The sequence below is a fragment of the Flammeovirga sp. OC4 genome (assembly GCF_000812565.1).
Classification (GTDB): Bacteria; Bacteroidota; Bacteroidia; order Cytophagales; family Flammeovirgaceae; genus Flammeovirga.
The window spans coordinates 36,866-61,851 of sequence record NZ_JTAM01000030.1; the positions used below are offsets into that span (position 1 = coordinate 36,866).

Genomic DNA, 24,986 nt, shown 5'->3' on the forward strand with positions numbered 1-24,986 from the left:
GGTATATAAACGCCTTCATGCTTCAGTCGCCCTTGACATAGAAATTCATACATTGTTTTGCTGACAATTCAAGTTATTTCTCTCGAAAAAAATCATGTCCAAAGGGCTTTATAATCCCTCTGATAGGCTGTGTTGTTTCTTATTACAGCAAACATAATATGGATCAGCTTAGACCGTAAATTATTAAGCACTAACATCTTTTCTTTCCCTTCTTTGATTTTTCTCTCATAATATTTTGTAAACTCCCCTTTTCCATGGTGTACTGCACTGCAGACTCCCATATGCAGATACCTTTTGATTCGCCGGTTCGACCTCTTTGAAGTTTTTCCCTTTGAACGAATACTACTGCCTGATTGATATTCAAAAGGGGCGACTCCTACATGGGATGAAAACTCTCTTGCCGAAGGGAACTTTCTAAATCCTAAAGTAGCGATAAGTACTTCTAGTGCTATTTTGGGGCCTACACCAACGATAGAATTTAATAATTTCATTTGGTGTTTTAACTGAGGATCATTTTTGATGATTTCAGAGATACGCTTATCTATCGCCTTCAGGTTGACCTCAAGCACCTTAAGTGTCTTATTATGCCTTTTTGAACGATCTTTATAATCTAAAGTATCTACATATTGTTTATGGTCAGTAAGTTGACCTTTAAGCATGCTCTTTTGTTTGGTGATAAGTTCTTTTTCAGAATTCAAATACTTCAGACTTACTAGGCTCTCAGAAGCCAGTTCACATAGCTTTGCTTTGTCATCATTTCTAAAACCATAATCAGCTAATCTTTTGGCATCAAGTTTATCATTCTTGCCTCTGATTAAACCAAGGCTATAGTGTGCTTGATTGGGGCATGCAATCCATAAATTATACCCCTCTTCTACCAAAGCCCAAGTCATCGGGTTAGTATAATTACCCGTATTTTCAGCGACAATCAACACATCCTCTTTCTTCAAGCGATGTTCCTTAAGAAGAGTTTTAAAATTTTTAGAGATCTGTTTCTCCTCATTCAGGCATTCTCTCATTACAAAATTCGTTGAATCCAAACGTAGAGCAATGTCTAATTTCAATTTACTAATATCGACTCCAATTATAAACTTGTAAATCATTTTTGTAACTTCGTTTAGGTTATGAATTAGGGTAATTCAGAGCACTCCTACCAACCTTAGCGGGGTTGAAACAATCTCTTATTTAGGCTCTACTCTGTTAAAAGAAATAAGTCCAAGAAATGAAGTAATTTTTAAAATTATTTTGTCTTATGGTTTACTTATTTCTTTTACCCTAGTTTTAAAAAAGCAATTTACCTTCTTAGATAAATACAACACTATAAATCTAAGGTTTTGTCTTAACACAAAAACGAAGCAAAAAAGTCAAGGCTTTGAACGCAAAAGCTAAATTTCATTCCTCTCGCCTAAATGATTTTAAACTCGCTAAAGCTCAAACAAGAAAATCATTTTTAACGGCTCATTCCATGAAATTCTTAACGCTTTTCCCTTCAAGGCCAAGGGAGATACTACTAAATGATTGTCTAATTACAAGTCAAAAGACGAGTGTTTTATCATTACCTTCTAAAATGCAGTTCTGTAGGGACGTTGCATTGCAACGTCCTCGCGAACCACAATACACTACCCTTTATCCTTCATAAAAGAAATTATATAAAATTTAGTATACAATGGAATTATAGTTATTCGTATTATCAACACTTAAAGGTAGCTTGGAACATTAATTTGAGATTAATATTCTAATAATTGCTTTTTTACAGTGAATGAAACAATCCAAAATGTGACTGAATTAACGTTTTATTAATGTTCATCTTTTCCATTTCACCTTAAAAAAACTCCTTTGATGAAAATAAAATGTCATGATGTGTTTCAATTCAGTTCCTGATAGTCCAAAATTAAAAAATGATCCATTGAGTAAAATCAATCTATTCTTTTTAAAATACCCCCATAGTTATTCCCCCTTTTCAATTTTACTACCCCTTATACTAAGCCAAACACCCCACTCTTGCTTTTTCATAAAATAGTCACTTTTCAAAATCGAAATTATTCTGTTGTATTCGAAAGTTTTCTGCTGGTGCAACTTCCATATTTGAGTTACAAATTTATTACAACAGATCGCGACGACAGTAATAGTAACCAACATAAAGAACACTTTTGAAATTCTATGAAATGAAATTAATTACTACGATTACACTGCTTCTTTGTTTTATATATGCAAAGGGACAAACTACTTACCATGTTTATTCAACAGAAATTCCTTGGGAATCGACGAATAATTCGCAAGAACAAGGAAAGATATACAGTATTAATGAAGCTATTTCAAAAGCTAAAGGAGGAGATATAATAGAGGTACATGAGGGGATTTTTAGAGAGAAAATAGTAATTAATAAAAACAACTTGACCATCAAGAATTACCAAAACGATTATGTATTGGTGACTGGTGCTGAAGTGGTAAACGGTTGGAAAAAAGCGGCAAACATGGCAGAAGGTGTCTATGAAGCCAGTGTCAATTCCTTCAATTTTGAAACGGATTTTACACAACTTTTTGCCAATGGTGTTGAACAAATGATGGCTCGACACCCTAACAATACCAGTGGAGAAATGATGGATCCAATGGGTGAAAATAGCGGATACGCATTATTAAGTGACGTAAAAAAAGATGAGGGTGAAAATGCCAACGGCTATGCTACATTAGAAGGAACTACAATTCCTGATGTAGATTTATCAGGTGGTATTTTTAGAGGTTTGACAGGTAAAATGAGGAATTATGTGATTGGAGATATTTTGAGTAATGCTGGAAACTCCGTCACTTTTAAAGCTTATAATAATGGCGTATGGAAAGAAAGTTCTGCCATCAAAAATACGCATCATAAATTCAGTTGGGGTTTTGTGATGCATAAAAACTTGATCGATATACCTGGCGAATGGTTTAAAGAGGGAAATCAACTTTACTATTTCCCAAAAGATGACCAGGAAATTTATCAATCAAGAATTGAGGTACAAGTACGTGAAAAAGTATTGGTACTTAACAATACTTCGGGTACTTCAATTGATGGTCTCCACTTTACAGCAGGTAATGTAGAGATGGTCAATACCCAACAAGCGAGTATTGAAAACTGTAGTTTTAGATACCTACATCCTTTCTGGAAATCAAAAGGATATGGAGATAATAATACTGAAAAAACAGGAATCTATCTTTCTAACAGTTCTGACAACAGCTTCAGGTATACCCAAGTCGCACACACTTGGGGAAATGCAATTGCAATCAAAGGCGGTAATAATAACCAATTTGAGCATTGCTTGATAGAAGATTTTGGATGGTTGGGGATCTTTACATCAGGGATCTATGCCACGGGAGATAACATTAGAGTACAACATTGTACGTTTGGTGATGCAGCCCGTTTTCATATTCGAATCAGAAAAAATCTGAAATTTGATATCCTTGATTCTGATTTTTTTGGAGCCATGCGAATGGGAGAAGATGCAGGACCTATTGAAGCAACAAGTACAGGTACTCTATATGCTTTAAATATGAAAGGGAGTGAAATTGCTTACAATAAAATTCATGATGTGCATGGATTACCTGTTTCAGATGGTGGTTACAACAAGCAGAAAGTAACAGCTTTTTATATGGAAGATACTGAAAATTATACGGCTCATCATAATTTGATTTATAACATAAAAGCCGATAATTATACAGGTCCGCATTCGATTACTAAACATGGAGAGTTTTTGTACTTAGGACCAAGGTACAACCCCATGGACAAACCGGTCAACTACTATAATAACACGGTTTGGAATGTAGATTTTGGTATCAGTATCTGGAATATTGAAATTGATAACTGGGAGGCATTAGGCATCAATCATACTACCGGTTATATGAAGGATGGCCATTTTGCAAATAATATTTTCATGACCGGTACAGGCTATAAGCTGAGTTATGTAAGGCAAAAGCTAAGTGCCACAGGCGGAAATTTAGGTTGGGTAGGCTTGGACAACAGCCCAAGTATGGAAACGGAGGATTTTGATGAATATACAGCACATGTTGCTCAATATGATTATAATTTCAATCCTCAAAATAATGTTCACTTTGGCTTCTCTGAGGGTAAAAATAATTTTACTAACGCTGAAAATGGCAACTTCAGCTTACTCAGCAACTCACAAGCTAAAAACGCTGGTGTTGCTTTAAGTGGAATTACAAGTTCTGCTACTCCAGATTGTGGTGCTTTAGAAGGAAGTACAAGAGTAATGCAAGCTGGCGCTGATATTACATTACCACAACGATTAGAAGTGAATAATCATAGTTCACAAGAAAACATAGGGATTGTGGAGTTCGCCACTGAATTTTATTCACCTGCTCAGTCTTTTCCAATAGAGGTTTATTATACTACACTTGAGCAAAGAGATATTGTCATCATCCTCAAAGATGCTGAAGGCACCTTTATCGATTCTAAAACGGTCACTGTTGAAAAAGGCAATGGAACGTTAGCGGATGTGATAGAAGTAGATGAGGCCTTAGCAATTGGTGATAACTATTCGATTACGGTGGCATTAAGACCGGTCAATGCCAACTGGACTGAAAATATCACGACTATAACACAAAACTTCAATGTAAGGGAGCAACCAGAAAGTGTTGGTTTTATTGATCCCTTATCAGAATATAAGACATCAATGTCAGTCAAAATTACTTATCTAGCCCATCAGAAAAGAGATCTTCACCTTATCCTTCAGAGTACTGACGGTGATTTTATATCGTCAGAGAAGGTGTTGGTGGAAGCAGGTTCTGGAATAGAAGTGATTAGCCTTACCGCTCCCAGCTCTTTAGTTGATGGAGATAATTACAGATTTTTTGCAGCACTACGTGAGGTAGGTGGCAACTGGTCTACAAACAAAGCAACGGCTACACATCAATTTATTCTAGATTCCTCAGGAAGAATTATAAATGCGATCGGAAACCCGACTAACAATGTGACTACTTGCCCTAACCCGGCAACAACTAACATTCAGGTTTATGGAGTAAAAAGTGGGACTACTTATAGACTATTGGATTTGAGAGGACGCCTAGTACAAGATGGCGTCCTCACCAATGGGCAAATAAACTTGCAACATCTAATTCACGGTGTTTACCTTCTTCAGTTTGAGAATGGTCAACATCAAAAATTAATCAAAAAATAGAATTTCTTTACTACATTCATTTCTACAAGCAAATCGCCTTTTAGGTGGTTTGCTTTTTTTTGATAAAAGATTACTCGAGAAATCAAGAGATTTCTGATGATTTACAAGACACGAATACCGCTATCGCTTAACATTCGCACCAATGGATTGGATAAAATAGTACACACTAAAGTTTTCCTGGCGGTACCCCAAACTCCTTCTTGAAAATGGTATTAAAATAGGCGTATGAGAAACCTACAGCATTGGCGGCCTCTGTGACATTGTACTCTTCTTTAACCAGTAAACGATAGGCTTCTTTTAATTTTTCCTTTCGGATATATTCTGAAGTCGTGACATTCAATAAACCTTTGAGCTTGCTGTTGAGAGTAGTACGACTTATTTTCATTTTGTCTGCCACAAAATCAACAGATAGATTTTCATTATGAATCTCCTGTTCAATAATCTGTGTTAGCTGCTTAATAAAACGTTGGTCTTGTTGATTTAACCCTTCGAGGTCGAGGGGTTGCCCTTGTTCAAAACTGTTCAACAGTTGTTGACGCGTATTGAGGAGGTTTGTTATTTTAAAATATAGAATTTTTTCGTCAAATGGCTTTTCTACATAATCATCTGCCCCCACTTCCAAGCCTCTCAATTGATCTTCTACTTCATTGAATGCAGAAAGCAACACAATCGGAATATGAGAGGTAGATATATCCGACTTTAAATGCTGACACATCTCAACCCCATTCATCATCGGCATCTGATAATCTGAGATAATCATATCTACTGCATTACTTTGGGCATAAAACAGACCTTCCTGTCCATTTTTCATGGTTACTACCGTAAATCTTTCTTTGAATATCCCTGCAATATAATCTCTGATTTCTGCATCATCTTCTACAATCAATAACTTCCCTTCCATCATCGAAGGCACTAATTCCTCTTTATGAATATCTGTATTCAAGTATTGCTTTTCTGTTGTCTCTATCTGTGTTGCGGTGTTGACATTAGCTGTCAGCTTTGGAATTTTAATGATAAACGTACTCCCTTGATGCAATTGACTCTCTACTGAAATTTCTCCCTTATGTGCTAAAACAATCCTTTGTGACAATTCTAAACCAATACCAAATCCCGCATACTCAGAGGGATTTAATTCATAGAAACGGTTAAAAATACGATCAACCTCCTCTTCGTTCATTCCTTTTCCATTGTCTTCAATTTTAATCACTGTGGTCTCCAGCTCCTGATGACAAGATAAAGTAATTCTCCCTCCTGCTTTTGTAAATTTGAGGGCGTTACTTACCAAATTGGATAATACCTTTTCCATCATCTCTCTATCCATCACCACTGACAAAGGAATATCCTCACTGAAGTATTCTATTGCAATTTCTTTGACTTCCGCCTCATAACTAAACCAATCACAAATATCTTCCATCACCAAGTGAATATCCACTTCTTCTAATTTCAGATGCAAATTGTTTTCCTCCGCTTTTCTAAACAATAATAATTCATCGACTAAAGAAGAAAGGCGTTTGGCACTTTTCTGAATGGTATTGAGACTCTTTTGAGTAGGTACATCAAACTTTCTATTTTCTAAAAGAGCGTTGAGAGGGCTTAAAATTAAAGTGAGAGGTGTACGTATTTCATGTGTTATATCGGTAAAGAAACGTAATTTTGTTCGGCTAATCTCTTCAGTATTACGCTGCTCTAACTGTGCCATCACCACTGTGTTTTTCAGATGTAATTGTACTTTAATGATCCATATCGACAAGACAAAAATAAACAGAAACAAGAATGTGAAACTGACATAGGCCATTGTTGTTTTATACCACGGCAACGGCACTCTAAGCCAAGGACTAAACACCTCTTCTGACCAATCTGAAAAGGGACGGGTCACTTTCACTTTCAGCCTGTATTTTCCCGGCGGTACATTATGATAAACTGCCTTTGGTGTATTTCGGTGGGCATATTGATATTCTTGGTCAAAGCCTTCTAGAAAATAAGCATAAGTGTAGCTTTCCGCATTACTCAATTCAGGTGTAAAGAAATTAAATTCAAAGTTCTTGTCTTTAATTTCAATTGTATTTTGTTTCGTGAAATCAACCAAGTTGGTCTTTTGCTGACCAATATAAAAGTCTGAAAATTGAGGGGCGGGTAATGGCGTTTTTTTAGACTTTAAATCTTTCGGGTGGAAATAAGTAAATCCATTTGCTTCACCAAAAAATAAAGTGCCATCATTGGCTCTAAAAGAAGAGCGATAACAGAATTGATTGTCCAATACACCGTCTTCCTTACTGTATTTTTTGAAGGTCTTAGCACTTTTTTGGTAAGACAAAAGACCACTATTGGTACTAATCCATAAGGTGGATTGCTCTTGATCATCAATGATGCTATAAATTACTTTTACATCCAAATATTCCGGAACTACTACTGCACTAATTTTTTTACTTTTCTCCTCATAGCAATACAAACCATCGCCATAAGTTCCTATCCATAATACCTCACTTTCATCTTGATATAAACAATTAATTCGGGTATCTTCCAACCCTGCCTGATGAATCAGTTCTTCATATTCTTGTAGTTTAACTTCCAAGTTTTCATCAAATACTTGGAGGCCATGTGCACTACCTAACCAATAATGTCCACTTCTTTTTTCTTTTTCGATACAATACAACCTTCGAGCATCAATCTTTTTGATTTCAAAAGTAAATTTTTCATCATCATAAGATAAAATGTTAGAAGCTCCAACCATATGAATTTTCCGTTGTGATGCATCTATCGAAAAATCATTGACCGCAAGGTAGCGTGTCTTTGAAGTATTTTGAGTAATTAATTGATTGATCTTTTCCTTATCAGGACCGTACACTACTCGGGTTCCAATTTGATGGTTTCCTGTCCAAATTCTACCTTTCCAATCTTTACGTAATTGAAGTGCTTTTTTATCAGAGTATGCTGGAAACGGTTCATCATGGTAAGGCTTTATTGTGCCCTTTTCTTTATTGAAAATAAAGTAGGTATTTTTCTCTGTCACCATCAAAATTTCAGAATTTTCAATCTCTGAAAAACCTTTTACAAACCGTAATGGTGCCTCCTGTTTATCGTTCGCATTTAAAGCCACATTCTTGAATGGCTTTTCCCTTTGCTGCAACTGATAAAACCCTTCTTTCCAGGTCGCACACCATATATTTTCATATTGATCCACTACAATCTTGACGGTCTCTAAAGGTGATATTTGTATGTTTTCCGCTAGCTTAGGGTTTAATACATCGTCTTTATGAATCTTTTTCAATTTAGAATCATCACAAAATAAATAGCCGTCTTGAAAAACTTCTATATCAGAAATATGGAACTTGGGTGTATCCTGATCTTTTAATGAGGCATTGATGTTGATTGCTTTTGAAAATTGTGGTATGCCAGCTTCAATAGGAATATACATTAGCTGATCATTATCCCTAATCCAAAGTGTTTGATCCTCAAGGTATTTGATAAATAATGCATTTTTAATATACTTTCTGCCTAAAACTTCCAGTTTTTGAGTGGACGGAGCATAAGCGTAAAGTCCTTTCCATCCACCAATAAGCAACGTATTTTCAAAGGATTCCAATTGAAGAATTCCTTCAAAAAGAGGTGTTTTTACCTCTCTAAAATCGTTGGTTTTAAGGTTTACCTCTATCAAATCATCATTATCTCTCACGGCATAAAGTAAAGTATCATTCAATACCTCTACTTGAGTATAAATCCCTACTTCTAAATCACTGTGGAGAGGGAGCCATTGATCCCTTTGATAATCGTAACGTGCTAATCCCCTATTGGTCGCTACCCAAAAATGATGGTTATGATCTTCTACCAAAGCATTGATAAAATGACTGACTTTTCCCTCTTTGCGTTGTATGTATTTTGGTTCAAAACTATGTCCATCAAATCTATTCAATCCGTTATTAGTACACACCCACAAATAGTGCATCTGCTGATCAATATACAGATCAGTGACTTCATTGATTGACAAACCATCATTTACAGTATAAATTTTAGATGAAAATTGACCAAAAACGAAATGCCCAAAAAGTAAGAGTGTAGTGATTAATATATTTGCCTTGATAGTCATTATTACTCAAAAAAATGGATCGTTGGTGACGATGGATAAAAAGTAGTTGATATTTGGTGTAAATTAAACTTTAGACTTAGTTTACAGCCTATCTATTTTATAAATATAGGATTTTATCATTGATTTAAGTACACTGTAAACCCAATTTTCGTCCACCTTTATACAGGTGGGGTAAGTAATAGGGCGAAGTTGTTATTTTTTATCTTGGCACCACATCAATAAACGCCCTCATCACTTCTAACCAAAATTGTTCATTTTCAACTTTTTGAGCTGTAGGGTCAATTCCTGATATTCCTTTCAACTCTTCTAAAATTACTCCAAAACGTTTGAACCAAAAGGGAATATCTTCTCCTTTTATATTCAGTGTGGTATTCAAAAGTAAGATATTTTTATCCTTGATGCTTTGATAAATGTCCTGTAAAATTTGTTGCTCTTTGTTCATTATTTTTTGTCTTATTCAAAGGGTAAAGTTAAGGACTAGATCAATAGTAAACGAGGGTTTTCGTGTTAGAAAATATGGGGGTATTTAAAAGTCCGTGCCAACATTGTAATACAATATCTACACGGACCTCTATAAAGATTTGTGGTTTTTAGAAATCAGGAGGTTTATGATAATCTATACATATCGGTGAATTATTATTTTCACATTTACCTACTTCTCTACATTCACAATTTTCCAACTCCTTCTCTATTTTCTCTCTACATAGTTCTTTGCGCTCACTTCTTTCTATAAATTATAATGAGTACAAAAAAGAATTGACTATTATCAAATACTTATGCAAGTTTACGGTATCAAATAACAAGCAAGCTTTCAAAAAATGAATTCCAAAACAAAACAACTGATCCAAAAATATAGTAAAGCACCTCAATTATTAAGAGCAAAAGCATCTACATTTAATGAGGAAGAACTCCAATTTAAACCTTCTCCAAATAAATGGAGTATTAAAGAGATCATCATACATTTAGCTGACAGTGAAGTTAATGCTTTTCTTCGATACAGAACAATCATTGCTGAACCTACAAATGATACTTTTGTAGTAGACGAATGGAAGTGGTCGCAAGAACTAAAATACCAAAATCAGCCTTTAGATCATTACCTTAATCTTTTTGAATCACTTAGAAGTATCACAGTACATCAACTGCAACTTTGCGAAGAGTCCGACTGGGATAAATATGTAATACATAAGGATTTTGGGAAAATTACACTTAAAATGTGGCTTGAATTATATGTTGATCATTTTGAACAACACATGAACCAAATTGAAAGAACATCGAAAATTGAGTATTAATAATAATGAATTCATTCTATCATTCTCACAATTATTTTGCTTCCTCATCAGGAGTAATTCCCAATCGTTGGTATACTTTTCCTCCTCGACCTAAATTCTCACCTATTCCAAAATAACCTGAACCATGACCGGTCATCACTGGGCGTAATTTATTGATATCCACAAACTTTTTATCTGCCTTGAATATTGCTGTATCTACCTTTACATCCATAATCTGACCTACAAAATGAGTGTGTTTTCCTAGGTTTGTAGTTCTGACTACTTTACATTCCAACACTACTGGAAATTCATGGACGTAAGGCGCATTGACAAGTTCTGATTTCACGGGCGTTAGAGGTAAAACGTCAAACTTATTTACGTCTTTCCCTGAATAATGCCCTACCCAATCCACATATTCTATTAATTTTTCATTGGCAATATTTACGGTGAAAGCCTTATTTCTCATTACGTTATTATAAGTGTGCGTGGCAGGACGAAGCGAAACGCCAATACTCATTGGATTAGAATTCACAATGCCAATCCATGATGCTGACATAATATTGGGTGTCCCCACACTATCATAAGAACCTATCACACCTACCGGCATTGGAAATAAGAACGGTCTTTTACCTACGGATTTTTTAACGTGCAATGAATCCATTACGGCAACGGAATTCACTACAGAAGCTTCATTGACTTCTCCATTTGCTTCTTTTACATTATAACGGATTAATACAAAAATGAGTACTACTACAAGTACTATATTTAGAAGTTCACTTAGTTTCATAGAATATTATATTTTTTGTTATCTCTTGCTGAGCGTTTTTTACAATTGTCAAGTACAAATCCAGTTGGACAGATTTTGCACCATGGTTTAGAATAAAAGAAGGATAATCCGATAAATAAAAGGCCAAAACCAATCATCCACTATGATACCACCCTAAACGAAAAAGAGGGAAAGGGTTCAATGAAAGATAGTTCGGGGTATTCACCCAAGAAAATGCAACAAATCAATACTATAGTTGCCACTGTTTGTAAGGGGATTGAGCGAATTTTTAAGAAGTTCATATTCCTTTTTTGGAAAGGAGATATTTTTCCAGCTAGCTCCTGAGCGGCTCCAAAAGGACACATATAATGACAATAGAACTGTTTTTTGGTGGTGATGGGTAATAAGACAGATAGGCCTAACAAAACTACTGACACCAAATTTGAATCAAGAGATATACCATTTACAATCCATCCATGTAAAAACGAAATGGAGATCATTTTCTGATAAGCAAATCCCATCACAATCACCACCATAATCAACATAGTGGTTCTATAATTTTTCATAGGACGATAGAAGCAAACCAACAAGCCAAAAAGCAGGGTGGCTGAAGTCAATACCCATTGCAAAATTAAGGTCCATGGATAATGCTTCTCTTCCAATTCCTTGCCTGTTACTTCAGACATCGTCACTTGAATCGTTTCAATGATTGCCTCACTTGTTTCGGTGGCAGAGGTAATCGCATCTACTTTATTATAAAGTGCTCGATCGAAAGTCATTCCATTCCACTTTTCTAGAAGTTTATCATCCAAAATAAATTCGATATACTCTCCTGATTCATTGTGCTGCAGCATCTGCATTCCCTGTATGGTCGAATCGTTATCAAAACCAATCAGCACGGGTACTTCTCCTGCAAAGCCTCTGACATGACTTGCAAAATCGTGCGTGGAAATGGCGTATCCTATAATGTCTTTATATTGGTTGTAAACCGTATATTTTTTTTGGTCATCTACCGTAAAGTACTTGGCTTTTTTGAAGATTTCCTCCAAGTGACTCTGGGTCACGACAATCTTTTTAGTGTAACCCTCTTGTTGTAAAAAAGGCAATTTCCAACCTCCTGAAATGCCCACTGCCACTACTAAAAGAGAGATCAAAACCACCCTATACAAGTTATACGCTTGAAGTGAGTTTAGTCCTTTTTGAGGTTCCTTTTTCTTCGATTTCTTGACAGGGCGTTTCGGTGGTATCCGTTTTTTTTGTTTTTCCTTTGTTGTCATTTGTTTATGATAATTATTTAGTCTTCTCTCCTTTGAGATAAGATGTTGGTAAGGTATTATTCCAAGCTTCTACCTTTTCAATTAGGTCTTTTAAAACTTCAGGATTATCCTGAGCTACATCGGTAGTTTCACCTGCATCTTGAGTTAGATTGAACAATACATACTTCTTTTGCTTTTTGAGATAATGTGCTTTCCAATTCTGGTTTAAAATAGAAACTGCACCATTAGGAGAATTCGTCTTCCAATATAAGTAACGTTTTGGTGTATATTCTTTTCCGAACCATATTTCAGATACGTCTTTTCCTTCATATTGACTTACGTCAAATGACGTATTTGTTATCGTACACAAGGTAGGGAGCCAATCCAAACCTGATAACACTGAAGTAGTATTGACGTGCCCTTCAGGCACATGATTTGGGTATTTTACGATAAATGGTATTCTCACTCCACCTTCAAATTGTTCATGCTTTCCTCCTCTAAGTCCTCCGGCCCATCCTAACATATTCGCGACCACATTGGGATCCTTTTTCTTATTCATTTTTACAGGTGCCGGTCCTTGATCACTTGAGAAAACGATAATTGTATTTTGGGTTAACCCTAAATCATCTAACTTTTTTAATAATCGCCCAACGGCTAAATCTAAAGACCATACATCGCCTAAATAATTTCTAAAAGACTGATTAACGTCTCCTCCTAGCTCCTGCGCTTTTTTAAGTTTCTTTTGATAGTATTTATCGAATTGAGAAGCATCAACATTTACCTCTTTAAATTCCTCTGAAAATCGTTCATGGGGATCCACTGCAAAATGAGAAATATGCCCCCAAATATTAAGGTAAAAAGGTTGATCAGATTGACTCCTTTCCTCTAAGAATAATTCAGCTTCTGCAAAAATATCATCATCTCTCCCAGCTGTTTTCTCTTCGGCATTTCCCATCACTTTAATAAAGTCCATACCGTAAGTTCCATGAGGAGGGTTTTCATCTCCACTGATATGCCACTTACCAATATGCCCCACGAAATAACCATTATTATGCAATAGTTCAGTGATAGTTGTTCTACCTGAAAAACCATGAAAAGGCATAAATTTTTGGTACGATGCAGGGTGTCTACTGGTCAAAAAACCTGTACGACTAGGGCTACAAGTCACACCTGTAGCGTACATACGCGTAAAACGTGTGCCTTCTTCAGCCAACTTGTCAATGTTAGGCGTTTTGATGTAAGGATGACCATAACAGCCTAAATCGCCATAACCCAAATCGTCTGCAAAAATAAAGATGATATTGGGCTGTTTTTTTCTTTTCTTTTCACCTTCAGATGCATTGCTTATAAGGGTAGTGTAGAAAAATAGAGAAAGGATTAATGAGAGTATTTTGTAGCATTTATTCATTTCATTAATGGTCAAATTGAGCTAGGAAGAGAGTTTTTAATAGGGAACGCATGGACGTTGCAATACAACGTCTCTACTGTTTCTCACAATTTTAATTACAAGAAAAATTTATTGATACCGTTCACTAGGATATTGTATTACAACGTCCTTACGAACCACTATATGTTTATTTAATGAAGAATTAAAAGTGAAGAAAAAAATGGTTCTTGTTGTGGTTCGGTGGACGTTGCAATGCAACGTCCCTACAACCGTATTCATCATAAAGGGTATTCTAGCAAAAAAATGAAAGTGGACTGTAGGAACGTCCTAACGCACCACCCAAAACAAACACTTTAAGGACCATAACACAGACCATCTTTTCTTCATTCAAAAAGTCTTATTTGCTTTTTTCTACAGGCTTATGAATTTCTTTTTTCCAAGCTCTTAGTAATTTTCCGTATTTGGCTACAAGTTCAGGGTGTTGTTCAGCCACATCAGTCGTTTCACCTTGATCTGCCTCAAGATCATATAATTTTACTTTATTCAAGTGAAGGTGTGCTTTCCATTTACCATCTCGTACCACTTGCCAGTTCGGTTTATCACTCCAGAAATGCAATTTTTCTCTTTGCTGAGGAGTACCCAAAATTGCTTTACTTACATCTACACCATCCATTTGCATTGAAGAAGGCACCTCTACTCCTGCCAATGCTGCGACAGTAGGTAAAAAATCCACTCCTGCAATTAATGTTTCTTCGTCTCTTGTACCAGCTTTAATTTTGTTTGGCCACTTTACAATCCATGGAGCTCTGATTCCTCCTTCATACATACTTCCTTTTCTCTGTCTGAAAGGACCGGCTGAACCTACAGAATTTGCCAAATTTGGTTTCTTGGCATAACGCTCTTTCAACTTTTTTGTATTGTTTAAAATTGGACCAGGACCGTTATCACTAGAGAAGATAATGATCGTATTTTCATCCAACCCCATCTCTTCAATAGCTTTCAATAAACGACCAATTTCATCATCCAAATTAGAAACATCAGCACAATAGGCTTGCATTGCCTTATTGATATCATTCGTCTCTGCAACAAACTTTAAAAAGTCCCTTTGGTACTCACTTTCAAAGTCATTGATATCAACTTTCAAATCTTTGAATCGAGCCAAATACTTTGGAAGAGGATCAATGTAAGAGTGCGTAGGGTATAACCATAAGTTGATGAAAAAGGGCTTGTTTTTATTTTCCTTTGCAAAGTCAATGGCCATATCCACATAGTGTGTAGTTGTATGCTCTCTGTAGTGAGGTTTCTTTTTGTCTTTTGATGTAAAACCAGGTCCTGTACTCTGCGTTGTAAAACTCAAATCAATACCATATTCTGATGGAGGAGGTGCATTTTCACCTCTTTTATTGTCGCCGATATGCCACTTTCCAATGTGTGCTGTTTTATATCCTGCCTCACTCATTACGCTAGTGACTGACGGTTTTTCAACATCAATCACAAAACTGCTCAAAAACTCTCTTGAAGGAAAAAGGCTTGTCATCAAAGCGGCCCTTGCCGGCATACACCAAGATCCTGACATGTACCCTTGTGTAAACACTTTACCCTGGTCTGCCAACTGATCTAAATGTGGTGTTTTAGTGTATGGGTGTCCATATACAGGCAAATCACCATACCCCAAATCATCAGCCAAAATAAATATAATATTAGGTCTATCTTGAGCGATAGTAGTTGTACTCATCCCTAAAAAGGAAAGGAATACAATCAATTTAAATGTTATTGCTTTATAGTTCATTTTATTTCATTTTTGCGTCAATTACAGAAGCTTCTTCCACTTTCAGATGAAAAATTTCTCTCATCTCCTTCAACACCTCAGCATATTCTGGATCATTGACTTTATTTTTATATTCTTTCGGATCTACCTCATAATCATACAATTCCGATTGCGTAGGATCATCTCCCCACTGTGTATATCTATAGCGGTCTGTTCTTACAGATGTACCCAACAATTCCCCTCTTTTTGCATACGTCAATGCTGGTTTTTGAAAAGCTTTATTCTTAGGGTTATCAAGCAATGGCACCAAGCTTGTTCCTTTTACAGTACTTGGGTTTTCCAAACCAATCAACTCTGTAATTGTAGGGTAAACATCCATCAATTCCACTGTGGTCATGACCTCCATTCCGTTGTTTTTATTATCCGGTATTCTGATGATCAAAGGAGATTTTGCACTTTCCTCATAAAGGGATACTTTGCCATATAAAAAGTGGTTGCCCATATGGTAGCCATGATCACTGAAGAAAACGATAATGGTATTTTCCCAAAGCCCTTTTTCTTTTAATGTAGTGACTAACTGACCTAAAATATCATCAATATAAGAAATACAGGCATAATACCCTTGCATATAACGCTTTCTTGCATCCATAGATCCCAATCCAAAATAGATATCTTCAAATGCTTCATACCTCTTCCAATTCGCAATCAAAGGTTTTGTATTCCAGTCATCCATAGGTACTTTCTCCGGTTGAATTTCATCCAAAGGATATAAATCAAAAAAGCGTTGTGGTGCAGTATATTGTACATGTGGTTTATGAAATCCATAGGCGATAAAGAAAGGTTGATCTCCATACGTTTGTTGATCCATCCATTGATTAAAAGCCTCTAGGTTCAAATCATCTTCCAAGGGTATACCATCTTTGATGGGCAATGGCAAAGCATGTTTTCCTTGTCTGTCATCATCACTGTATTGCTTTTTTAATACTTCCCAAGCTTTTTCCTTCTCAGGAGAATCGATTGGTCCGTATTCTTTTTCAAATTTATCTTTAAGGTGAAGTACTAAATCGTTTTCCTTCATCTTTTTTGTTCTTTTGGCATCCCAAGTAAAATCTTCCGCTCCAGGATGATAAACCTTTCCGGCATTCGCAACCCAATACCCGTTGTCTTGAAATACCTTACCAATACTTACAGCATCCGGACGTGTATCTGTAACGTGAGGACCATTAGTGAAAATCTTGGTTTGTGCCGGATACATACTTGTCAGAAACGATGCTCTTGATGGTCCACAAACAGGGTACTGACAATACGCCTGTCGAAACAAAATACCTTGTTCTTTTAATGACTCAATGTTAGGTGCTTTAACATTATCATATCCAAAAGAAGGCAAATGCATGTTCAAGTCGTCCACTGAGATAAATAATACATTAGGTCTTATCGATTTCTTTGGTTTTTTCTTGTCATCTGCTGTAGTACCTAAACTAAAGCAAAGTGCGAGTATAAGTAATATATAAGTCTTCATACATAATTGTGTTTTAATTCATCTCCTCATGGATGTATCACAATATTAAGTTCGGGGGCTAATAATTATATTAATATCTTCTTAATAAAGGCTTAAATAGAGATTTTTCAGATATTCTTGAGAAAAAATATTCTTACATTAAAGTATTTCATGAAGTAGCACTATGATTTTTTTTCAATGCAATGCCAAGGTGAAACTATGCAAGAATAAAAGCAATAGTCTGATTTCATTATATCAAAAAATACGTCTACAAAGATGAATAATTACACCCAAACCGTTGATTAACGCATAAAAAAACACAGTTCCTACTAAGTAAGAACTGTGTTTGAAATTTCTGTTGAAAAGTAAGTAGTCACTGATTACTAATGTGAATGTAAAAAGCTATGATATAGAAAAGGAATGATACTTCTCTATAAATTTATAGTAGGGTCACACAACAATTACAAATTAATTCATCATCAATTTTTTCTTTATTATCCCCTCTTTTACCTTCAGAGAAATCATATAAATTCCTTTAGATAAAGAGGTTTTATTTAATGTTACTTTGGATTGATTCATATCAGTATAGGTTCGAATCAGTTTTCCCTCAAGATTAAAAATGAAGATCTGATCAATGACACCCCCAATATATTCGATATTTACGACACCTTGAGAAGGGTTAGGGTAAAATTGCAGTCTTTTCTGAAATTCGGCTTGAAGTGATGTGACATTTTCATCTTTATCTTCGTCCTTATTTTCATCGTCATCGTCTTTGATTTCTACAATTTTTAATACAGGAATAATAAACATGGGATGGTTTGTACCTTCTCGAACAATATGAATGGTTTTGCCATCCAGATTATAACAAACTGCCTCCGTTCTACCTGTGCTTGGTCGTACTATTCTTCGGGGTACTCTCGAAAAAGCATCACTCCATGTTTCCCCTTCATATCTTGTATACTCTATTAGATCTTCTACACTAATTATGATCGCCCGATGATTATCATCAGAAATGTCCATTCCTGTAGCGGCATCAATGTCTGCCCTACCTATTTCAACAGGTTCGTGTACTGTTGAAGTGGGAGTAAGAGAAAGTGGCATTGAAAAAATCGTTGTATTCTTAGCACTTCCTCGCTTTGTGATTACAAAAATTTGATCATTATCTAAATCTACTGCAAGGGATTCGTGATTATATGATTGTGATCCACCTTGATAGGCATATTTGATTTCATAAATTATATCATGATTCCATTCTTTGGTAGAAAGGTCTATTTCTGGTTCTTCTATTAATACCAATTGATACTGTGTCCTTTTTGTGTTATTATCACCAAAAGCACCAATCATTAAATAGTATTTCCCATCTTTTTCAAAAGAAACAATGTCTTCCCAATCTTTGTTATTTACTCCATTGATTGATCCGTAAGTCACCAAATTTCCTAAGGTATCTAACAAATAAATCATGGGGTCATCTCCAGAATCATTGTGCACCCAAAAATGACCAGGATAACGTCTCGATGGACAGATGCCACTCATTTCCTGCAAAAGAGTTGCTTCATAAACCGGCGTTTCTATAATGTTGGAATCATATTCAATACTATAATTAGGATATTGAGCAAAAAGTGATATTGAACTCAATAACAGTAGTTTTAATAATAAAATCTTGTACATAGAATAGTCTGATATGGTCGCTTTGATGTTCGTATTTTTAATTCTAAAAAACCTTATGCTTTACTTCATGGTCTTCTTCTCTCTTAGCCTCTTTCCTGCTTGCCCTGTCAGTTTTAAATAATGATCGGAAGGTAATCCTTCATAATCTGAAAACGTTCCATTGACAGGAGGTGTATTTGTTACTTTGAATATGGCTGTACCTTCATCTATTTCATCAAACATGGCTACATAAAGCATATCTACACCCTCCTCTATCGTAACGTCTATTTGCTTACTGAAAAAAGCTCCCTTTAATCTAGGTATCGCATTTAAATTCGCATTTTGTTCATTGCCTTGCCCCTTCATTCTCTTTAAATTATACCAGCTAAACCCTGGGTAGATCGTTGGTACATAATCCAAATTATTCTCCTTACACCATGCTAGATCATCCGCAATCTGTTTTCTATATACATTATCATTTTCCAAATCAGGCATTTTATATCTACCTACCAACCACGGTTGTACAATATCAGCTTGTTTGATGATTTCATGTAGATAAGGGTCAGGTTCACTGTCTTTGGTAAGTGTTCTAAAACGTGTAGGAACTCCTAGCATTATAGAGAAATTACCGTATTTCGGATCATTTTTTACAAAGTCCATAAAACGCTCTACTTCACTACTCTTCGCTGTATAAGGACGCTCTTGAAAACCCACACCCCATATTGCTACTAACGGTTTACCGTTATGATGTAAATAATTCTCTTTGTTTATTCCTTTATTAAAATGGATTTCATCAACCAACTGTTTCCAATCACTCACTAATGTTTCATAACAGCTTTCCTCTTTTTTTAACCCCGACAAGTCATACATCACCGCAATAGCTCTATTGTACTTCTTGGCTGATTTGAAGGCCTTTTTCAAAATAGAAGTTGCTTCTTCTCTGCGAGGTCCGCTTTTAGAATTATTGTAAAAACGTTGCATAAATACGCCATCAATACCATATTCTTTCATCCATCTGAAATGTGTATCTATAGTCGATGCGTCCAATGAGCTAAATACATTTGCTAAAGAACCATCTTGATTTTTAAAAGGGGTTTTATACGTCTTCTTGTATTCAGACATATCAGGCCATAAGTCAACAGATACATTGTTAGGATCAAAACCTTTGTAACCGTAATGTACCCAGCCTCTAGAACCCCCATCGTTAGGGGTTCTAAACCAGCCTTGATAACCACACATCACTAACCCTTTATAGGAAGGGTAATTTATTTTTTCTTTCTTCTTTTTGAAGGCCAATAACATTAGTAAACTTATTGATGCTACTAATACTATTGAATATATCTTTTTTAATTTCATTTCAATTCTATATTAAAAAATTAGTTCAACAGTGTGTCAGATTTGATAATGTAAAAGTAGTTTTACACTCAAATAATAGATTAATGACACATTAATTATTTGGATGTTAATGCACTTTTTTTGTAAAATGAGAGCCGATCAAGCCGATTTTGACCATTAGCCCATTATTAAGAGTCTATTAATGATCACTGCTACTTTTAGGTAAAATTTTAATCAGACTATCACTTATTTAATTTAGTGAAATGAAAAATATAATTATAGCTTTATTACTATTATTCGTTGCTACGAGTATAAGTTTTGGAAATGAACCGCCAAAGAAAAAGAAAAAAACCAACCTTGTTTTTATTATAACAGACCAACAGCAATATAAAGCATTGGGTTTGGCAGGTAATAAAGTATTGAAAACTCCAAACTTGGATAGACTAGGAAAAGATGGAGCCTATTTTGTCAATGCCTATTCTGCTTGTGCCGTATGTGGCCCTGCCCGTTCTTCTATCCTTACTGGTAGAACAGTTGAAAATACTGGGGTAAATAATAATGATAAAACCTATTATTATACTAAAGAAAAGGTAATGCAACACCCTACTTTTGATGAGCTTCTAAAAGAAGAAGGGTATACGTGTGAATATTATGGTAAATGGCACGCAATGGCCAACAAAGCTAAAGTATATAGCAATCCAGAAAAATATGCTAGAAATGGAAAGTATGCTTTTGATCATGGTGGACAAAGCTTTTTCTATCAAGATTGGTTGAATGAGAGTTTAAAGAAAAGAGCGTTGGAAAATGGTGAACACATTGACCGTTTTACGAAAAGACCGTATACTCCTGATCCCATCGATACTTTCTTCGGACAAGAATATAAGGATGTAAAAAACATCAAAAAATCACAACCTAACTTTCATGGACGTTTAAATATCCCTAAAGAATATACCATGACGGCTTTCCAGGCTCAACAAACCATCGATGCCATTGAAAGATTAAAGAAGAAACCTTTCAGTATTACTTGTTCTTTCCATTATCCACATGCTCCTATGATTGTCCCTGAGCCTTTCTATAGCATGTATAAGCCAGAGGATATGACGCCTCCTGAAAGTATCAATGATGAAATGAAAAACTCTCCCTATGCCAATGCAAATGGACGTAAAAAACTGAAAGAATATTCTGATCCTGAAAAAATCAAATATATGATCTCAAATTACTATGGTTTGATTACGGAAGTAGATTATTGGATTGGGCAGATTATCGATAAAATTGATGAACTAGGATTGACAGAAAACACTCTTATTGTCTTCACAAGTGACCATGGGGAAATGTTAGGAGCACATGGTTTGAGAGAGAAAAATGTATTCTATGAAGAATCTGCTCATATTCCATTATTAATGAAACTTCCTACTCAAATCAAGCCCAACTCTACAGTTGATGGCTATGTATCACATATCGATATTTTCTCCACTATACTTGATTATATGGACGTTGATGCTCCTTCTGCTGATGGAAAAAGCCTACGTAATATGATCGAAGGTAAGGAAGAGGAATACGGTGATTATGTTGTTACTGAATGGAATTATCGTGGGGATGTTTCTCCAAACTATATGATTGTAAAAGACGGTTGGAAACTTATGATTCCTTATTCTGTAGAATCTAAAGTGATCAATGTCCTCTATAATATGAATGAAGATCCACACGAAATGAATAACCTCTTAGGTAAAAACCCTAATCAAGAACAATACACTGAGAAGGCTGAGGAATTAAGGTCTGCTCTATTGGAATGGCTGAAAAAGAATAACTCCAAGTTTTATGATGGTGTGAAAAACCGTGTGTTGGTCAAGAATATTTAACCTATCGATGATGATTGAAATAAGTGTTCAATGCATTCTAAACTAATTTATCGTTTACTTTCAATCGGCCTTTCTGCAAGCATTTACAGGATTAACTTTCAAACTTCCTTCTTCTTCATTTTTGTCTTGAAACAAAAACGAAGCAAAAAATTCAAGGCTTTGAAGTCAAAAGCTAAATTCCATTTCTCTCGCCTAAATGATTTTAAACTCGCTGCGCTCAAACAACAAAATCATTTTTAACGGCTCAATACATGGAATTCTGAACGCTTTTCCCTTCAAGGCCGAGGGAGATACTACTAAATGATGGTCTGATTACATGTCAAAAGACAAAGGTTTTATTATAACCTTCTAAAATGCAGTTCTGCAGGGACGTTTTAGTAAAACGTCCTTGCGAACCACAATACAGCATCATTTCCCTCAAAAAAAGCAATTATATAAATCAACGACAAATTAGTTTACAACTAACTAAACAAAATATCCATTTCCTCTTTTTTCTATGATATAAGTACTTCCCCCCCCTTTTGAGCAGACTAAAGACGCATTCAATTATCCTAAAAACAACTTTTATTTTTTTTATTTTAAAACAAGTATGATATGAACTTTAGACAACTACCAGTAGTATTACTTATGACTAGTGGGCTACTTTTTAGTGCCTGTACTCAAGGTTTTCTTCCTGAAGAGAACGTAATAACGGAAGAACTTGAGATCAGTTCTTCAGCCAGAACGACCTTACTTGAAGGTGAAGTCGTTTTGATTCAAACCCCAACTGAAGGGGATGAATTTATGCTTGGTACAACCTTTACAGTGGAAGGGATTACCGATGAAACCGTTGATTTAGTGGCTTGTAGGCTTTGGATCGACGGTACTTTCTATGATGTAGATAAGGAAGCTCCTTATTCATTTGATGTATCCGGTTTACCACTAGGAGAACACGTACTAATGATGCGAGCCAATGGTGCTGACGGAGTAAAATATGATAGCGAAGAGTTGACAATCAATATCATAGAATACAATGCTCCTGGTACAACAATTATTACTTCAATTGCCAACGGTGATACTTTTGTAGAAGGAGATGATATACTGATCACATCTACAAACACCGATGATGATGGTGTAAAAAATGTAAGACTCTGGATTGATGGGCTTTACTATGATATCAATAAAGAAGCGCCATATGATTTTACCATTAATCATCTTGAAGAAGGTACACACAGCATTGTATTGAAAATGAAAGATGAAAAAGAGAATGTGACTTCCAGTGAAGCCATTACAATTGAAATAGTAAAAGTGGAAGCACAAACTAAAGAGGTGATATGGGAAGATTTTCACCTGTCTTTACTTCCTTACGTAAGAATGAGCGGTAATCAGGATATCATTTTTTATAATAGCACCATTGGAACCACCGAGTTTCTGATGCTCTCTGCCAGTCATGGAAATCCTCCTGCCGGGAGTTATGAAAAGGAATCACAGGTAGAAGGTGGTGGTTGGACCAAAGTGGGCTATGGAGGTGATGATGATAAAAGTGCTGAGGTGTGGGTACGTCAAGTCACTGCTGACAATCAAAATAACCTTGGACAGATTGATACTAAAAACGCCTCTGCCACATTAAGCATCCTCACTTATGACGGATTGATAAATACCGGTACAACTCAAAATTTACAGTTTTTCAATACAAAAGCAAGTATTGATCATCAGGAAGAAATGGGGCCGTTCTTGGTTGTCATCGCTACTGACAACGGTAAAGCATCTACCAATTCAAACCTCAATTATGGTTATAAGGATAATGGTAACCTCAGTGATGATATGACCATGTTGTACCTCACGCATGAGGATCAGTTTTATGACAACTCTTTCTCCGTAAGAGGAGGTGCTGTAAGTATTCAATTGGTACCATAAAATAGTTGATGTAGGGGAGAGGTTACATTGAACCTCTTCCCTATTTGTATTTTTTTGTTATGCTTTCTCTATATAAGTACCAAGACAAAATTATCTAATACTAATTCTATTTATTGTTTTGCGATTACTTCCTTCAAAAAACTTTCAATAGAACCACTATTCATACGTTTTTTAACGTTGTACTCACAAAAAATAAATTAGAATTAAATATGATTTATTTTTGACTTAGTACTTATTATTGGCTAAGTACTTACATTTGATCCCACATTAAATCATAGCATAATGAAAATAGATAATTTTATAGATATAGATACTGAAAATTTAATTCGTAAAAATATAAAGGAGCATGGTTTTCATCTGGGGGTCATTGACGGTGATGAGTACCTACCTGCTTTTGCTTTTAGTATCGGGTTATATAAAACATACAATCACCCTGAAATCATTATTTTCGGTTTACCACAAGAAATAATGCAGGTGGCCTTGAATACTATCTGTGAAAAAGTACAAAAGAAAAATATTTTTTCAACAGGCAAAAACTATGATGATATTCTGAGTAAATATCCAGTTCAGTTTGTAGAAGTGGCTAAAGAAAACTATTTCAATTATTTGGATTATGTAAGCTACTTCTACGAAAATTCTTCCAACTTCCCTGTTCTCCAAATGGTTTGGACAGATCAGAAAGGTAAATTTCCATGGGATCAGAAATTTGATAAAAACTGGAAGTTCAATCAACCATTATTAGATAGAAATTCAGGTTTCAAATTCTTTGAAGAAAATGAACTCGCAGTTTACACTACCAAAAACACCCTGGAGGGCAACCCAATTTTGTGGGTATACCACACTCATGATGGTGATTGGGAGTTTCATAGTGAAGAACACCCTGATTTTGAGAATGTAAAAATAATCAAGCTTGGCAGGCTCGTCAAAGAAGATCAAAGTCTGAATGATGTCCATATTTTAAGCTATGGCCAAAGTGCCATCAGAAAAGACATTAACTCCCCTTGGGAGTTTGCTGACTATGAAGACGAATAACCCATTAAAAAAGGCACAA

At 35.5% G+C, this 24,986-nt stretch carries 16 protein-coding genes; 5 read left to right on the forward strand and 11 right to left on the reverse strand.

Going from position 1 to position 24,986, the window contains the following annotated elements; all coding sequences use genetic code 11:
• Positions 1-92 precede the first annotated feature (92 nt).
• Positions 93-1,103 carry an IS110 family transposase gene (locus tag PL77_RS17050; protein WP_044207899.1) on the reverse strand — a complete coding sequence of 337 codons (1,011 nt, stop codon included), beginning with the start codon at positions 1,101-1,103 and terminating at the stop codon, positions 93-95.
• A gap of 1,062 nt (positions 1,104-2,165) precedes the next feature.
• Between PL77_RS17050 and PL77_RS17060 the strand changes: the two genes are divergently transcribed.
• The gene (locus tag PL77_RS17060) at positions 2,166-5,171 is read left to right on the forward strand and encodes a T9SS type A sorting domain-containing protein (RefSeq protein ID WP_044207904.1); all 3,006 of its coding nucleotides are present in this window, start codon (positions 2,166-2,168) and stop codon (positions 5,169-5,171) included.
• 166 nt (positions 5,172-5,337) lie between these two features.
• Here PL77_RS17060 and PL77_RS17065 read toward each other — a convergent pair whose 3' ends face one another.
• A complete protein-coding gene (locus PL77_RS17065) occupies positions 5,338-9,255 on the reverse strand; it encodes an ATP-binding protein (RefSeq protein WP_044207905.1) in 3,918 nt (1,305 codons plus the stop codon).
• Positions 9,256-9,454: 199 nt separating this feature from the next.
• Positions 9,455-9,697, reverse strand: a complete 243-nt coding sequence (locus PL77_RS17070) for a hypothetical protein (RefSeq protein ID WP_044207908.1) — start codon at positions 9,695-9,697, stop codon at positions 9,455-9,457.
• A gap of 376 nt (positions 9,698-10,073) precedes the next feature.
• Between PL77_RS17070 and PL77_RS17075 the strand changes: the two genes are divergently transcribed.
• Positions 10,074-10,544, forward strand: a complete 471-nt coding sequence (locus PL77_RS17075; RefSeq protein ID WP_044207911.1) for a DinB family protein — start codon at positions 10,074-10,076, stop codon at positions 10,542-10,544.
• A 31-nt stretch (positions 10,545-10,575) separates the two neighbouring features.
• On the opposite strand, the gene PL77_RS17080 is transcribed toward PL77_RS17075, so the two are convergent.
• The 8 genes from PL77_RS17080 to PL77_RS17110 form a co-directional block, all read right to left on the reverse strand.
• A complete protein-coding gene (locus PL77_RS17080; RefSeq protein ID WP_216595916.1) occupies positions 10,576-11,310 on the reverse strand; it encodes a flavin reductase family protein in 735 nt (244 codons plus the stop codon).
• A complete protein-coding gene (locus PL77_RS32555; protein WP_156152406.1) occupies positions 11,307-11,447 on the reverse strand; it encodes a 4Fe-4S binding protein in 141 nt (46 codons plus the stop codon). Before PL77_RS32555 ends, PL77_RS17080 begins: the two co-directional genes overlap by 4 nt.
• 3 nt (positions 11,448-11,450) lie before the next feature.
• Positions 11,451-12,566: an FMN-binding protein gene (locus PL77_RS17085; RefSeq protein WP_044207914.1), complete on the reverse strand. Its 1,116-nt coding sequence runs from the start codon at positions 12,564-12,566 to the stop codon at positions 11,451-11,453.
• 13 nt (positions 12,567-12,579) lie between these two features.
• The gene (locus PL77_RS17090) at positions 12,580-13,953 is read right to left on the reverse strand and encodes a sulfatase (RefSeq protein WP_052444507.1); all 1,374 of its coding nucleotides are present in this window, start codon (positions 13,951-13,953) and stop codon (positions 12,580-12,582) included.
• 376 nt (positions 13,954-14,329) lie between these two features.
• A complete protein-coding gene (locus PL77_RS17095) occupies positions 14,330-15,721 on the reverse strand; it encodes a sulfatase (protein WP_052444508.1) in 1,392 nt (463 codons plus the stop codon).
• A gap of 1 nt (position 15,722) precedes the next feature.
• Positions 15,723-17,219 (reverse strand): sulfatase, encoded by a 1,497-nt coding sequence (locus PL77_RS17100; protein WP_082026604.1) that lies wholly within the window; start codon positions 17,217-17,219, stop codon positions 15,723-15,725.
• A 447-nt stretch (positions 17,220-17,666) separates the two neighbouring features.
• On the reverse strand, positions 17,667-18,866 hold the full coding sequence (locus PL77_RS17105) for a T9SS type A sorting domain-containing protein (protein ID WP_044207920.1): 1,200 nt from the start codon (positions 18,864-18,866) through the stop codon (positions 17,667-17,669).
• 60 nt (positions 18,867-18,926) lie between these two features.
• Entirely contained in the window at positions 18,927-20,201 is a 1,275-nt protein-coding gene (locus tag PL77_RS17110; RefSeq protein WP_044207924.1) for a glycoside hydrolase family 71/99-like protein, read from the reverse strand.
• 242 nt (positions 20,202-20,443) lie between these two features.
• Between PL77_RS17110 and PL77_RS17115 the strand changes: the two genes are divergently transcribed.
• The 3 genes from PL77_RS17115 to PL77_RS17125 all read left to right on the forward strand — a co-directional run bounded on the left by PL77_RS17115 (position 20,444) and on the right by PL77_RS17125 (position 24,967).
• Entirely contained in the window at positions 20,444-22,039 is a 1,596-nt protein-coding gene (locus PL77_RS17115; RefSeq protein ID WP_044207926.1) for a sulfatase-like hydrolase/transferase, read from the forward strand.
• A 594-nt stretch (positions 22,040-22,633) separates the two neighbouring features.
• Complete coding sequence (locus PL77_RS17120; protein ID WP_044207929.1) at positions 22,634-23,935, forward strand: Ig-like domain-containing protein; 1,302 nt, start codon at positions 22,634-22,636, stop codon at positions 23,933-23,935.
• 282 nt (positions 23,936-24,217) lie between these two features.
• Positions 24,218-24,967 carry a DUF4262 domain-containing protein gene (locus tag PL77_RS17125; RefSeq protein WP_044207932.1) on the forward strand — a complete coding sequence of 250 codons (750 nt, stop codon included), beginning with the start codon at positions 24,218-24,220 and terminating at the stop codon, positions 24,965-24,967.
• Positions 24,968-24,986 lie beyond the last annotated feature (19 nt).

Coding starts and splice junctions, on each gene's coding strand:
- PL77_RS17115 (WP_044207926.1), top strand. CDS start 20,444: ATGAAAAATATAATTATAGCTTTATTACTATTATTCGTTGCTACGAGT.
- PL77_RS17065 (WP_044207905.1), bottom strand. CDS start 9,255: ATGACTATCAAGGCAAATATATTAATCACTACACTCTTACTTTTTGGG.
- PL77_RS17090 (WP_052444507.1), bottom strand. CDS start 13,953: ATGAATAAATGCTACAAAATACTCTCATTAATCCTTTCTCTATTTTTC.
- PL77_RS17100 (WP_082026604.1), bottom strand. CDS start 17,219: ATGAAGACTTATATATTACTTATACTCGCACTTTGCTTTAGTTTAGGT.
- PL77_RS17105 (WP_044207920.1), bottom strand. CDS start 18,866: ATGTACAAGATTTTATTATTAAAACTACTGTTATTGAGTTCAATATCA.
- PL77_RS32555 (WP_156152406.1), bottom strand. CDS start 11,447: ATGATTGGTTTTGGCCTTTTATTTATCGGATTATCCTTCTTTTATTCT.
- PL77_RS17070 (WP_044207908.1), bottom strand. CDS start 9,697: ATGAACAAAGAGCAACAAATTTTACAGGACATTTATCAAAGCATCAAG.
- PL77_RS17080 (WP_216595916.1), bottom strand. CDS start 11,310: ATGAAACTAAGTGAACTTCTAAATATAGTACTTGTAGTAGTACTCATT.
- PL77_RS17120 (WP_044207929.1), top strand. CDS start 22,634: ATGAACTTTAGACAACTACCAGTAGTATTACTTATGACTAGTGGGCTA.
- PL77_RS17125 (WP_044207932.1), top strand. CDS start 24,218: ATGAAAATAGATAATTTTATAGATATAGATACTGAAAATTTAATTCGT.
- PL77_RS17050 (WP_044207899.1), bottom strand. CDS start 1,103: ATGATTTACAAGTTTATAATTGGAGTCGATATTAGTAAATTGAAATTA.
- PL77_RS17085 (WP_044207914.1), bottom strand. CDS start 12,566: ATGACAACAAAGGAAAAACAAAAAAAACGGATACCACCGAAACGCCCT.
- PL77_RS17095 (WP_052444508.1), bottom strand. CDS start 15,721: ATGAACTATAAAGCAATAACATTTAAATTGATTGTATTCCTTTCCTTT.
- PL77_RS17075 (WP_044207911.1), top strand. CDS start 10,074: ATGAATTCCAAAACAAAACAACTGATCCAAAAATATAGTAAAGCACCT.
- PL77_RS17060 (WP_044207904.1), top strand. CDS start 2,166: ATGAAATTAATTACTACGATTACACTGCTTCTTTGTTTTATATATGCA.
- PL77_RS17110 (WP_044207924.1), bottom strand. CDS start 20,201: ATGAAATTAAAAAAGATATATTCAATAGTATTAGTAGCATCAATAAGT.